Genomic DNA, 13274 nt, shown 5'->3' on the forward strand with positions numbered 1-13274 from the left:
CAGTTACAGTTGTTTTAGTTCCGGGTGACCGCCTCTGCAAGCAGGCAGAGGTGGCGCCACGAACGCTCACCTGAAAATCATATACAGCATGACTGGCATGTACATCACCATTGCATTAAGGCACCTGGCCAAACGGAAGCTGTTTTCCTTTATCAACATCGCAGGATTAGCTATAGGTATTACTTTCTCACTGCTCATAGCCGTATACATCTGGGAAGAGAAACAGGTGAACAGTAACCTGAAAGATCTCCCCCGGCAGTATTACCTGCAATCTGCCTGGAAAGCAGAAAATATGTACATGCCGCTCATTACACCGGGGCCGCTGGCCAAAGCATTAAAGGATAATTACCCTTCCCTGGTGGCCAATTACTACAGAACTTTTCCCTGTAGTGCGAACGTCTCCTATAAGGACCGCCATTTCAGGATGTCCCTACAGCCAGGCGATACAACTGCGATAAGCACTTTTGGACTACCGCTGTTACAGGGGAACCCCGCTCATCCTTTCAGGGATGACAATTCCATTGTGATCACCGAGGAAACGGCAATGAAATTTTTCGGCAGAACGAATGTACTGGATGAAGTGCTGACTGTTGATACCCGCAAAAATGGTAAAAGGAACTATGCTATCACCGGAGTGCTGAAAAGTGAAACACGTCTCAATACCGTGACTACTATCAACGGTTTTAAGAGTGATATTTTCATGCCTATGCCGAACATTGGTTACTTCATTGGGCCTGATTCAGATAAGGATTGGAATAGTGTATGCACGGCTTCTTATATAAAACTGCAACCAGGGGTGAAGCCGGAACAACTGGCGGTGCCCATCAGAAAACTGGTGATGATGAACTGTAACCAGCAGCTGAAAGATAACATGAGCATTCAACTGGTAGCAATGAACACCTTCTACCTTGATACGAATAACGGACTGGTAAGAAAGATGTGTTACATCCTGGCTGTCATTGCCTTTTTCGTCTTGCTGATGGCTGTAATCAATTATGTGAATATCAGTATAGGTACCTCTGTATACAGGTTAAAAGAGATCGGTTTGCGGAAAGTGTTTGGTGGCAGACGCCAACAGCTGATCGCACAGTTTCTCTCAGAATCACTTGTACTGACTGCTATAGCGGCCTTTCTTTCCATTGCCTTCTTTGAACTGTTACGACCACTGTTCGGACAGGTGCTGAACAAAACCTTACCGCATGTATGGTCCTTCTCAGGAATGATGGTGTTGTTTTACCTGTTGCTGGTAGCTGTTGTGGGAATAATTGCCGGAGTCTATCCCGCTTTCGTGCTCACAGCTAGCCATCTGTTGAAAGTGTTGAAAGGAAAAATCTCTGTAGGCAAAGGGGAACTATTGTTCAGAAAGGGCTCACTGGTAATACAGTTCTCTTTGGCAGTGCTGGTATTCGTATGCACATTGTACATCTCCCGGCAGATAGATTATTTCTTCAAAAAAGAACTGGGATACAACAAGGAACAGGTGTTTGTCATCTCTTCCGTACCCCGGCAGTGGGATACCGTAGGTTTAAAACGTATAGAGCAGGTAAGAGATGAAATGATGAGGAATACTGCCGTGAAAAGCGCTACAATTTCTTATGAAGTACCTGATGGAATGAATGGAGGAAGTTTACCCGTCATACCTCCGGGTGGCACCAGTGATGCACCCGTGAATGTGGAAATGCTTGTAACCGATGGTAATTATGCAGCTACTTTCGGATTGAAGATAGTAGCAGGCGCATTCTTTACAGACCAGGATAACGCTATGGATGTGGTGCTCAACGAATCCGCTGTAAAGGCTTTACACCTGAAAACAGGAGTAGGAGAGCAAATAGAGGCGCCTGGCCCCCTGGGAGGAACGTTTAGGATAAAAGGTATCGTGAAGGATTTTCACTTCACCAATATGCAGCAGAAGATCGCACCTATGATATTCTTTTCCCAGAATACAGGGGCATACTATCGCTTTCTCAGTATCAAGCTGCAAACGGCTGATGCCAGGAAGGCCATAGCCGGTATTGAATCTGTGTGGAAGGCCCGCTTCCCGGATGCCCCGTTTGAGTATTTCTTTATGGATGACAAATTTCAGTCAATGTATAACACAGAAACCCGGCTGAAGCAGGCGGCTAATGTAGCCACAGCGCTGAACTTTATCATTATATTGCTGGGCGCTGCCGGTGTGGTGGCCTTCAGCCTCACCCGCCGCACCAAAGAGATCGGGGTAAGAAAAGTGCTGGGGGCAGATACCCGAAATATTATTTACCTGTTCCTGAAAGAATACACATCAGTTATATTAATTGCCAATATCATTGCATGGCCGGTAGCCTATTTCATCGCCGATCGCTGGCTGGATGATTATGCCTACCGTACCAGTATGAGTGTAGTGCCATTTATAATTGCGGGTGTTATTACCTTCAGTTTAACCTATATTCTGATTGCCTTACAATGCTTCCGTACCGCCAGTGCTAACCCTACAGGGCTGTTGAGAAGTGAATAATATACGTCCAATTTAAAAATTATTAAACCGAAGTCGATGATACGTACAGTCAATCTGCAAAAGATCTTTACAACAGAAGAAATAGAAACTTCTGCCCTGAATGGAATCAATATGGAAATAAAGGAAGGAGAGTTTGTTGCCATTATGGGCCCTTCAGGTTGCGGCAAGTCTACCTTACTGAATATCCTGGGTCTGCTGGATAATCCCAGTGGCGGTGAATACCATTTCTGGGATCATGAGGTAGCCAAAATGAGCGAGCGTCAGCGCGCACAGCTCAGAAAGGGTTCTATTGGTTTCGTATTCCAGAGTTTTAACCTGATAGACGAACTGACCGTATTCGAAAATGTGGAACTGCCGTTGTTATACCTGAAAGTACCTGCCAGTGAAAGAAAAGACAAGGTGGAAAAAGTACTGGAACGTATGAACATTATGCACCGTCGTAACCACTTCCCACAGCAGCTATCTGGTGGTCAGCAACAACGTGTGGCCATTGCCCGTGCTGTAGTAGCCAATCCTAAAATGATCCTGGCGGATGAGCCTACCGGTAATCTGGATTCCACCAATGGGGAAGAAGTAATGAAACTGCTGCAGGAACTGAACGAAGCTGGCACCACCATGGTGATGGTAACACATAGCCCTTATGATGCGGGTTTTGCGCACCGCGTGATCAACCTGTTCGATGGTCGTGTGGTGACAGAGAATATCAAGGAACAATTCCATGTCTGAGCACCTGGTATAGATACATCAATCATTATTTAAACTTACTCACATGCTTAATAACTATCTGCGGATCGGCTGGCGGAACCTGCGCCGCTATAAAATGTACAGCAGTATAAATATAGGTGGCCTGGCTATCGGCCTCGCAGTAGGTATCCTGATACTTGTATGGGTGCAGGATGAGTTAAGTTTTGACAGGTTCCATGAGAAAGGGGATAACCTCTATAAGCTGAGCGTCAGCTTTACCTCAGGGACTGATGTACAGACCTGGGAAGGTATGCCGGGACCTGTAGCGGTACATGCTGTAAAAGAGATCCCCGGTGTACAGAAGGCAGTACGCACCAGGGATAACTGGGGGGACGTCTCGAAGTTCTCGTACAACAATAATGACTTCTTTGATATCAAGATAGGCTTTGTGGAACCGTCCTTTTTCACAATGTTCACATTCCCCTTGTTGAAAGGTGATGCACAACATCCTTTCCTTGACAACACTTCTCTCGTTGTAACACGCAGCGCTGCTCTGAAATACTTTGGCACTACGGATGTAATGGGAAAGGTTATAGCAGGAGACGGAAAGAATTATGTTGTAACCGGACTAGTGGAAGATTTTCCGGAGCAATCCAGTATCCGGTATGAGTTCATGCTGCCGTTCAGCATACTTCAGGCAAAATTTGGAGGGAATGGATCCTGGACCACACTGGATGATGACTGGGGAGACTTCTTTTTCACTACCTATCTGCAACTGGCGCCCCATACGTCCATTGAAAAAGTGTCTGCCGGACTGGCCAAATTACGCCCGGACGGTCAGCAGGAGGCTGCAATAAAATACAATGTACAGCCGCTGTTTGATGTACACCTGTATAACCCCGATCTGAGTGAAGGTAGCATCAAGATCGTGCGGATATTCCTGATCATCGCCATAGTGATACTCTTGATCGCCTGTGTGAATTATGTGAACCTGTCCACCGCCAGGGCCATGCAAAGAGCTGCTGAAGTGGGTGTTCGTAAAATAGTAGGCGCCAGCAGGAGGCAGCTGTTCATTCAGTTTATATGGGAATCTGTGCTGGTATTTGCACTGGCATTGGTACTGGCTGTTATTATGATCCTCTTACTGATCCCTTTCTATAATAATCTTACTGACAAACATCTTTCGTTTGGTCTGAAGAACCTGCAAATGATATTTGCCATCGGTCTGTCCATGCTGGTAACCCTGATAGTAGCTGGTATTTATCCTGCAGTTATTTTATCCTCGTTTAACCCCCTGAAAACATTAAAGGGAGGACTGACCCTTTCCGGCAGTAACGTGTCTTTCCGTCGTGCCCTGGTAGTAGTACAGTTCCTCATTGCCACAGTGCTGATCGTTAGTACGCTGGTAGTGGGCCAGCAGCTGCGGTATATAAAATCAAAAGCGCTGGGTTATGATAAGGAGAATATCTTTTCCTTTTACTCGGGCCAGATGTACGATCACCTGGAAGCTGCTGTACAGGAGTTGTCAAGCTCTCCCGGTATTGCCGCAGCGGCAACGGCCAATCAAAGTATGACCGGCATTGACAACAGTACCGGCGATACCTATTGGGATGGCAAAGAAAAGAATGAATCGCTGATAACACATGCATTCTCTGCAGATAAAAACTTCATGGAAATGATGAAGTTCAGATTCACAGCAGGACAAAACTTTACCAACTCAAAGGCTGATTCTGCACATTTCATCATTAATGAAACGGCAGCAAAAATGATGAGAATGAAAGACCCGGTGGGTAAGAAGTTCAGACTTTGGAATAAAGACGGCATCATCATTGGTGTTATAAAAGACTTCCATTACGCCTCCCTCCATGAGAAAATTGGGCCACTGGTGATCCATTATAGTCCCGTTAGTTTTATGGTGTATGTGAAAACAAAACCAGGAGAAATGGACAAGGCAGTGGCATCCGCAGAGCGGCTTTATAAACGCTACAATGCGGGCTTTCCTTTCAGGTATAATTTCCTCGACGACAATCTGGACAAGATATACAAACTGGATAGACGTACCGGTAAACTGTTCAACTATTTCGCAGGCATCGCCATCTTTATCAGCTGCCTGGGCCTCTTCGGACTGGCTACGTTTGCCACCGGACAAAGGGTGAAGGAGATAGGTGTAAGGAAAGTACTGGGTGCTTCTGTCACCAACATTGTAACGCTGTTAACCAGCGATTTCCTGAAGATCGTCATGATATCAATAGCATTGTCTGTTCCGCTTGCCTGGTATATTATGAACAGATGGCTGGAAGACTATGCATACCGCATCACACTCAACTGGGGCGTATTTATAATGGCCGGCGGCCTGGCTATCATGGTAGCACTGCTGACAGTAATTTTCCAGGCGGTGAAAGCTGCATTGGCCAATCCTGTACGCTCCTTAAGAACTGAATAGCCAACCATAAAAAGAACTGTAATGATTAAGAATTATCTGAAGATTGCCTGGAGGAATATTCGAAAGCAGAAATTCTACTCCTTCATCAATATACTGGGGCTAACAATAGGTATGACCTGCTGCTTCCTGATATTTATGTACGTGCGTTTCGAGTTGAGCTATGACTCATTCCATAAAAATAAAGACAGGATCTACAGGGTCGTAACAGATGTAAAGACACCGACAGAGCTGATAGAAGCAGACATTACATCTGCTCCCATGGGCCCTAATATCAAGGCAGATTTCCCTGAAGTGGTATCGTCTGTCAGGATAAATCAATCAAATACACTGGTCGCCATCGGTAATAATAAGTATGACGAGGATAAAATGGTGTATGCTGATGCCACATTCTTTGACGTATTCTCGTTCCCGCTTATCAGAGGTAATGCAAAGGAGGCATTGACAGCGCCTTTCACAGCTGTACTGACTGAAAGTAATGCAAAGAGATATTTCGGATCGGAAGATCCGATAGGGAAGACTTTTCAGATAGACGGCGGAAAAGCTACCATCAAGGTGACTGGGCTGATGAAGGATGTGCCTGAGAATTCCCATCTGCCTTTTGATATGGTACTCTCTTTGGCTACTGCTGAAGCAATGGGACAAAACCTTACTGAGTCATGGGGTAACTTTGGTATGCTGACATACCTGCTGCTGACACCAGGGACTGATCCTGCCAAACTGGAGAAGAAGCTGCCTGCCTTTATGGAAAGCCACATAGGAAGCACAATGAAGGGGAATAACATGTACTACACTTTACATCTGGAACCTTTGAAGGATGTATACATGACCTCTAAAAGAAACGCACCTGTAAAGGGAAGCATGACCAATATATACATATTCTCTATAGTTGCTATTCTCATCCTCCTGATAGCTGTTATTAACTTTGTGAACCTGGCTACCGCCAGGGCAACAGAAAGAGCCAGAGAGGTAGGGGTCCGGAAGTCGGTAGGGGCGTATGAATCGCAGCTCACATTCCAGTTCCTGTGTGAGACCATGTTGCTCAGTTTATTCGCTTTCGTATTGTCTGTGGCGTTAAGCCAGTTGCTACTGCCTCCTTTTAACCTGCTGGCCGGGAAGGAAATAGCTTACAATATATTCAGCACCGGCGCTATTGTATGGTTCCTGCTCATTGCAATAAGCGTGGGTTTACTGGCCGGTATTTATCCTGCCCTTGTATTGTCTTCTTACAAACCGGTAGTTGTGCTGAAAGGTGCTTTCAGCAGCAGTAACAAAGGATTGTTCCTGAGAAGGGGATTGGTAGTGTTTCAGTTCGTTATCACTATTGTATTGATAGTAGGGGTAATGATCGTTTACTATCAGTTGTTATACCTGCAGGGCCGTGATCTGGGCTTTAAAAAGGAGCAACAGCTGGTAGTGGAGTTTGGTGGTGTCAATAATATGAAAGAGAGGTGGCATGACATCAAACAGCAGGTATTGAATGTACAGGGCGTGTCGGGTGTAACCTTCTCATCTGCCATACCGGGCAGGTTCCAGAACTCGGCATATAGTAATATCGAGATGAAGAACGGGGAGATGCAAGCGAGCAATATTAACCTGTACTTTGTAGACTATGATTTCATAAAACAATACGAGATCAAAATGGTGGCAGGGCGTACTTTTTTGCCTGAGATGGCAACAGATAGCACACAGGCCATGCTGGTGAATGAAGCGGTGGTTTCTTCTCTCGGTTATAACAAACCGGAAGAGATCATTGGAAAGAAATTCGACCAGTGGGGAAGAAAGGGGACCATTATTGGTGTGATGAAGAACTTCAACTACCGCTCCCTGAAAGAGACCGTTTCTCCTCTGACCATGCGTATTGAACCGGAAGCATTTGGCCCGCTGACCATTACTGTTGATCCAAAAAATATTAAAAAGGTCATTGCGGGTGTAGAAGCCATATACAGTAGGTATGTACCGGAAGGAAGATTTAATTATTTCTTTGTGAATGATGATTTTGACCGCCAGTACCGGGGCGACTTCCGTTTCGGTCAGCTGGTGCTGACATTTGCCATCCTGGCTATTTTCCTTGCTACGTTGGGATTGTTGGGATTGATCTCTTACATCGTCATACAGCGTACAAAAGAGATTGGCATCCGGAAGGTACTGGGGGCTTCCGTTAATAATATTCTCCTCTTGCTGTCTACCGATTTCATTAAACTGATAGCCATTGCGCTGGTGGTGGCAACGCCGCTGGCCTGGTACCTGATGTACAAGTGGCTGCAGGATTTCGCCTATCGTATTGATATGCCCTGGTGGGTATTCCTGGCGGCTGGAAGTGTGGCGGTGGTTATAGCGCTGGCTACAGTCAGCATACAGACCATGAAGGCAGCAATGACTAACCCGGTTAAATCATTACGCACCGAGTAAGAAGTTTCTTTAGTAGTTACGTTTAAATATGACAAGTGAAATGTGTCATGGGCAGGTGTCTACCCGCCCATAGCTTTTAATTACTTACTAAAAAGAAATTTTATGATAAAGAATTATCTGAAAATAGCCTGGAGGAATTTATGGAGGAACCGCGTGTTCTATCCCTTCGAATATTCTTTCGTAGAGGCGTCTTACAAGCGTAAATACGCGCTGCTGACGGTGAGTATACAATCAGTGAAGGCGGCGTCCATGAATCCGGTGAAGGCATTAAGAACAGAATAGATTATATTGAAATACAAACGACCGGCAACCGGGGAGGACCGGGTCGGCTAAACTACTAAACAGCATATAATAATGATACAGTTAAAACATATCTCCAAGCATTATCCCGTAGGATTTGGTAAGAACGAAATATTAAAAGATATTGATCTCAGAATCTTTGAAGGAGAGTTTGTATCCATTATGGGACCTTCGGGTTCCGGTAAATCTACCCTGCTACATATTTTAGGATTACTGGAAGAACCTTCCCAGGGAGAGTACCTGTTTGACGGGGAACCGGTGCATAAAATGAATGAAAAGAAACGTACGCAGTTGCACCGGGGAGCAATAGGATTTGTATTCCAGGCTTACCACCTGATAGACGAGTTGACCGTGTACGAAAATATCGAGACGCCTTTATTGTATAAGAACATGCCGGCCGCTGAACGGAAAAGCCGTGTAGCCGATATCCTGGACCGCTTTAATATTGTGGCCAAGAAAGACCTGTTCCCTAGCCAGTTATCAGGCGGACAGCAACAGCTGGTGGGCATTGCCCGTGCATTGGTGGGAGAACCCAAAGTGATCCTGGCAGATGAACCGACAGGTAATCTGCATTCAGATCAGGCCAAGGAGATCATGGAACTCTTCAAACAGTTAAATGAAAAGGATAAGATTACGATAGTACAGGTAACACACTCCGAACTTAATGCAACTTATGGTCACAGGATCATACAGATCCGTGACGGGATAATCGCATAATTTCTAACAGGTAATTCCCGACGTCAGGTAATCTTATCAAGCTGTTGTGCGCAGGCACTGGGTCTGATAGGGATCCCGGTGTCGGGAATTGTTTGTCTGCGAATATTTTACGCCATTCATAAAGAATTTATTTATGTTATCATCACAATTATTATATTTTTGGAAGGTCATGAAAATATCCAAAATCCCGGGATGTATCCTGGCACTGTGCATCTTGTTTGCTAACTCTGCGACCGTAAAGGCGCAGGACACCTGGACACTGCAACGTTCTGTTGATTACGCGCTGGCAAACAACATATCGATCAAGCAACAAGACGTACAAAAGCGTTTTGCAGCATTGACGTACCAGCAAAGCAAGTTAGCGCAGATCCCTACCCTTAGCACAGGCGTGCAGGCTACTTATGGTTCCGGCCGTAACATTGACCCGTATACCAATACGATCATTACCCAGTCTTACTTTAACGTAGGTGCAGGGGCAAATGCCAATGTAACACTCTTCAACTGGTTTTACCGTCGTAACCAGATAGCCGCCACAAACTATGAGTCGCAGGCACAGGACCGTTTCCTGGAGAAGGCGAAGAATAATGTGTCGTTTAATATTGCCGCTTCTTTCCTACAGATCCTGCTCAACATGGAACAGGTACATATCAGTGAGCTGCAGGTGAAACTGACCGCTTCCCAGCTGGAGAATACTAAGAAGCTGGTGATTGCCGGTTCCAAACCGGAAAGTGACCAGGCTGACCTGGAAACCAAACTGGCGAATGACAGTGTAAACCTGATCACAGCACAGAACAATGTGATCATGTCTACATTAGAGATGAAAGCCTATCTGAACCTGGGCTTTGATGTGCCTTATGTGCCACAGGTACCAGGAAATATTACTGAAATAGCCATTCCCCGCCTGGATGAAGTAGACCCTGAAATGGTTTTCAGCGCCGCACAGATAAACAACCCGGCCATAAAAGGCGATATGTTAAGGATAAAATCCCTGGAGCGTACTTACGCTTCTCAGAAAGGATTATTATATCCGAGCCTGTCTGCCTCCGGTAACCTGAACACCAGTTATGCCAACAGTGCGAAAAACCAGGTGATTACAGGATATACTCCTTTTACACAAGATATCGGTGAAGTGGCAATAGGTGGAACCACCTATACAGTAAAGTCTACTGGTCAGACGCCAAGTTATAAACTGGTTACCATTCCTTTCAGCGATCAGATCAACAATAACTTCCGTCAGTCCGTAGGACTTTCGCTGAACATTCCTATCCTGAACGGCTGGCAACAGAGAACGGCCGTAAAGCAAGCCAAGCTGAATATTGAAACACAAAAGCTGACACTGGATCAGGACCTTCAGCAATTACGCAGGGATATTTATACTGCTCATGCCAACGCAATGGCCGCTATACAGAAGTTCTCCGCCGCATCCAAAGGAGTGGCGTCTTCTCAGCGTGCATACGATTTTGCCACCAAAAGGTTCGATCTGGGTTTAATGAATACAATTGACTATATTACTACCCAAAACAACCTGTTCCGAGCGCAGATCGATAAGGTATCAGCCCAATACGAATATATATTTAGAATGAAACTACTGGAGTTTTACAGGGACCAGAAGGTCTCTCTGTAGCAGCTCCCTTCCTTTTGAAATACGCCGTTTTATATGAAGAGAAAGACACTTTTCTGGATCTTGGGGATCATTATTTTGCCGGTTGTCATTGTAGCCGTAAGTAAAGCCGGTAAAGACGACAGCATAAAAGTGGCAGTAGATAATGCCGCTGAAAAAACTATAATAGAGGTGGTTTCTGCCAGCGGTAAGATCTACCCTGAAACAGAAGTAAAGGTCAGCTCTGACGTATCTGGTGAAATTGTAGACCTTCCTGTACTGGAAGGCGACTCCGTACAGAAAGGACAGGTACTGGTGCGTATCTATGCCGATGTATATGGTTCTGTACGCGATAAGGCAACCGCTTCCCTCAGCCAGGCACAGGCCCAGCTAGCTAATACCGCTGCTTCACTCAATGCATTCAAAGCCAAACTGGAACAGAGCAAAGCTGCTTATGACCGTAACAAAGAACTGTTGGCACAGAAAGTAGTGTCCCGCAGTGAATTTGAAACAGCAGAAGCTACTTACCGCTCAGCCCTGGCAGACTATAACGCTGCTTCAGAGCAGGTGAACAGTAACCGTTACGCTGTACAGAGTGCAAAAGCAGGACTGACAGAAGCAAACACCAATCTGAAACGTACTACTATCGTAGCGCCGATGAGTGGTGTGGTATCACTGCTGCCTGTTAAAAAAGGAGAACGCGTGGTAGGCACCGGTCAGATGAGCGGTACAGAGATCATGCGTATTGCTGATCTGAACATCATGGAAGTACAGGTGGATGTAGGAGAGAATGACATTCCCCGCGTAAAATATAACGATACGGCTATTGTAGAAGTAGATGCCTACAGCGACCGTAAGTTCAAAGGTATTGTGACACAGATTGCCAGCTCCAGCAAAGGCGCTGCTACCAGTACGGCGACCTCCTCTTCTTCTGCAGAACAGGTAACCAGCTATATCGTACATATCCGCATTCTGCCTGATAGCTATAAGGACCTGATTGATCCCGCCCATCCAAAGAACTTCCCCTTCCGCCCGGGCATGAGTGCCAGCGTGGATATCCAGACCCGCAGGAAGAGCAATGTGCTGGCAGTGCCTATCAATGCAGTAACCACCCGGGATATTGTTGACAGCTCCAAAGCAGTAGGTGCCAAGAAAGAAGACCTGGCCGCTGCAAAGGAAACCGGTAAAGATCTGAAAGAGGTTGTTTTCGTACTACAGGCTGATAAAACAGTGAAACTGGTGACAGTTACCACCGGTGTGCAGGATGACGCCAACATTGAAGTGTTAACAGGCCTCAAGCCTGGAGACAAAGTGATCAGTGCTCCTTATTCCGCAGTATCCAAAGATCTGGATCAGGGCAAGAAGGTAAGAGTGGTACCGAAGAAAGAACTGTTTGAAAACACAGGTAAGTAAAAATATTCCAGCATAAAAAAGGGCGGCCTCGTAAAAACGGGGCCGCTTTTTTTATGTCTCTAAATGGTTAAATGGTATAGGTATAACGGGATCTATAGGACAATAAGCAGTTTATTCATCAACAGGCGCGCTTTCCGGTAGGCACTGTTCAACTGATTCCGTACGGTTTGTTCTGCTGTCCCCGTCTTTGACGCTATCTCCCGGATGCTCAATTCATCAAAATGCGACCAGGCAAATACCTGGCGCTCCTTTTCGGGAAGGGCCCGCAGGTCATCCTGCAACTGGGCAATAATGTCTTTGTGGATAATAGCGCTCATAGTGAGTTCAGTGCCTTGTTCCTCATACTGCACAAACCTTTCAAGGTGTTTCTCCTTCAGGCCATCGTCCCTGAACTTACGAAGTATCATCTTCCGGGCAGCGCTGAACAGGTAATAGCGGATGTGGGAAGTGATACGCAGGGTATGCCGTCTTTCCCAGAGGTCTGTAAAGAGGTCCTGGATCAGGTCCTGTGCATCGGCCTCACTGCACAATACACGGGCTGTATACTGGTATAGGGATTCCCAGTAAGTGTTAAAAAGGGTTTCAAAGGCAGGCGACTCTCCGACGTGGGGGAGGTCTGTCAGCGTCTCGGGTTGATCTGTAGTCATATTTCCAAGCGGTCACTAAAAATAGGGGAAGGAGTGGCGTGGAGAAAGGGTGATGTCAAATTATCATGAAGACTTAATATTGGAGGGCGCCTTGACAACTATAGACAAGCAGGAAATTACAGACCAGTATCGCTCTCGGCAAAAACTTAACATTGGCCTATGTTAATTTAACATTAAATTTATGTTATCGAATAAAACAACGACTTAAGGATTATGTCAAGTACAGATACAGCGAAGGCTGCAAAGCCCGCTAAAGCATCGCGTAAAGAAGCACGCACAACCATTGAAAAGAAGCTGGACCTCTTATTAGCTGATCTGAAAGCCGAACTAGGGGACACTAAGTTCAGGAACCGTATCAGGAAAGCTGCCAAACTTTTGAGTAAAGGTCTGGACAAACCTAAAAAGAAAGCGATCGCCAAGAAAAAAGTAGCCAAGAAAGCTGCTAAACCGGCTAAACCAGCGAAAGCAGAAGTAGTAAAAGCAGCCGAATAAATACACCTCATCAGGAGCAAATACTGATAATATATATTTAACAGCCCGCCTGTAACAGTTAACTGTTATATGCGGGCT

At 45.7% G+C, this 13274-nt stretch carries 10 protein-coding genes; 9 read left to right on the forward strand and 1 reads right to left on the reverse strand.

From position 1 onward, the window contains the following. The first annotated feature begins 88 nt into the window (after positions 1–88). The 8 genes from CLV42_RS02470 to CLV42_RS02505 all read left to right on the forward strand — a co-directional run bounded on the left by CLV42_RS02470 (position 89) and on the right by CLV42_RS02505 (position 12057). A complete protein-coding gene (locus CLV42_RS02470) occupies positions 89–2491 on the forward strand; it encodes an ABC transporter permease (RefSeq protein ID WP_106600303.1) in 2403 nt (800 codons plus the stop codon). A 36-nt stretch (positions 2492–2527) separates the two neighbouring features. Next, a complete protein-coding gene (locus CLV42_RS02475) occupies positions 2528–3217 on the forward strand; it encodes an ABC transporter ATP-binding protein (protein WP_106600304.1) in 690 nt (229 codons plus the stop codon). 43 nt (positions 3218–3260) lie between these two features. After that, positions 3261–5618, forward strand: a complete 2358-nt coding sequence (locus CLV42_RS02480) for an ABC transporter permease (RefSeq protein ID WP_106600305.1) — start codon at positions 3261–3263, stop codon at positions 5616–5618. Positions 5619–5639: 21 nt separating this feature from the next. Beyond that, a complete protein-coding gene (locus CLV42_RS02485; protein WP_106600306.1) occupies positions 5640–8027 on the forward strand; it encodes an ABC transporter permease in 2388 nt (795 codons plus the stop codon). A 102-nt stretch (positions 8028–8129) separates the two neighbouring features. Beyond that, positions 8130–8309, forward strand: a complete 180-nt coding sequence (locus CLV42_RS02490; RefSeq protein WP_106600307.1) for a hypothetical protein — start codon at positions 8130–8132, stop codon at positions 8307–8309. A 72-nt stretch (positions 8310–8381) separates the two neighbouring features. Continuing rightward, positions 8382–9044 (forward strand): ABC transporter ATP-binding protein, encoded by a 663-nt coding sequence (locus CLV42_RS02495; protein WP_106600308.1) that lies wholly within the window; start codon positions 8382–8384, stop codon positions 9042–9044. Positions 9045–9213: 169 nt separating this feature from the next. After that, positions 9214–10668: a TolC family protein gene (locus tag CLV42_RS02500; RefSeq protein WP_170117365.1), complete on the forward strand. Its 1455-nt coding sequence runs from the start codon at positions 9214–9216 to the stop codon at positions 10666–10668. A 33-nt stretch (positions 10669–10701) separates the two neighbouring features. After that, positions 10702–12057 carry an efflux RND transporter periplasmic adaptor subunit gene (locus CLV42_RS02505; protein ID WP_106600310.1) on the forward strand — a complete coding sequence of 452 codons (1356 nt, stop codon included), beginning with the start codon at positions 10702–10704 and terminating at the stop codon, positions 12055–12057. A gap of 92 nt (positions 12058–12149) precedes the next feature. Here CLV42_RS02505 and CLV42_RS02510 read toward each other — a convergent pair whose 3' ends face one another. Next, on the reverse strand, positions 12150–12704 hold the full coding sequence (locus CLV42_RS02510) for an RNA polymerase sigma factor (protein WP_106600311.1): 555 nt from the start codon (positions 12702–12704) through the stop codon (positions 12150–12152). A 213-nt stretch (positions 12705–12917) separates the two neighbouring features. On the opposite strand from CLV42_RS02510, the gene CLV42_RS02515 reads away from it, so the two are divergent. Next, positions 12918–13196, forward strand: a complete 279-nt coding sequence (locus CLV42_RS02515) for a hypothetical protein (RefSeq protein WP_106600312.1) — start codon at positions 12918–12920, stop codon at positions 13194–13196. Positions 13197–13274 lie beyond the last annotated feature (78 nt).

Source organism: Chitinophaga ginsengisoli (genome assembly GCF_003014595.1).
Lineage (GTDB): Bacteria > Bacteroidota > Bacteroidia > Chitinophagales > Chitinophagaceae > Chitinophaga > Chitinophaga ginsengisoli.

Coding starts and splice junctions, on each gene's coding strand:
- CLV42_RS02515 (WP_106600312.1), top strand. CDS start 12,918: ATGTCAAGTACAGATACAGCGAAGGCTGCAAAGCCCGCTAAAGCATCG.
- CLV42_RS02495 (WP_106600308.1), top strand. CDS start 8,382: ATGATACAGTTAAAACATATCTCCAAGCATTATCCCGTAGGATTTGGT.
- CLV42_RS02490 (WP_106600307.1), top strand. CDS start 8,130: ATGATAAAGAATTATCTGAAAATAGCCTGGAGGAATTTATGGAGGAAC.
- CLV42_RS02505 (WP_106600310.1), top strand. CDS start 10,702: ATGAAGAGAAAGACACTTTTCTGGATCTTGGGGATCATTATTTTGCCG.
- CLV42_RS02510 (WP_106600311.1), bottom strand. CDS start 12,704: ATGACTACAGATCAACCCGAGACGCTGACAGACCTCCCCCACGTCGGA.
- CLV42_RS02480 (WP_106600305.1), top strand. CDS start 3,261: ATGCTTAATAACTATCTGCGGATCGGCTGGCGGAACCTGCGCCGCTAT.
- CLV42_RS02500 (WP_170117365.1), top strand. CDS start 9,214: ATGAAAATATCCAAAATCCCGGGATGTATCCTGGCACTGTGCATCTTG.
- CLV42_RS02485 (WP_106600306.1), top strand. CDS start 5,640: ATGATTAAGAATTATCTGAAGATTGCCTGGAGGAATATTCGAAAGCAG.
- CLV42_RS02470 (WP_106600303.1), top strand. CDS start 89: ATGACTGGCATGTACATCACCATTGCATTAAGGCACCTGGCCAAACGG.
- CLV42_RS02475 (WP_106600304.1), top strand. CDS start 2,528: ATGATACGTACAGTCAATCTGCAAAAGATCTTTACAACAGAAGAAATA.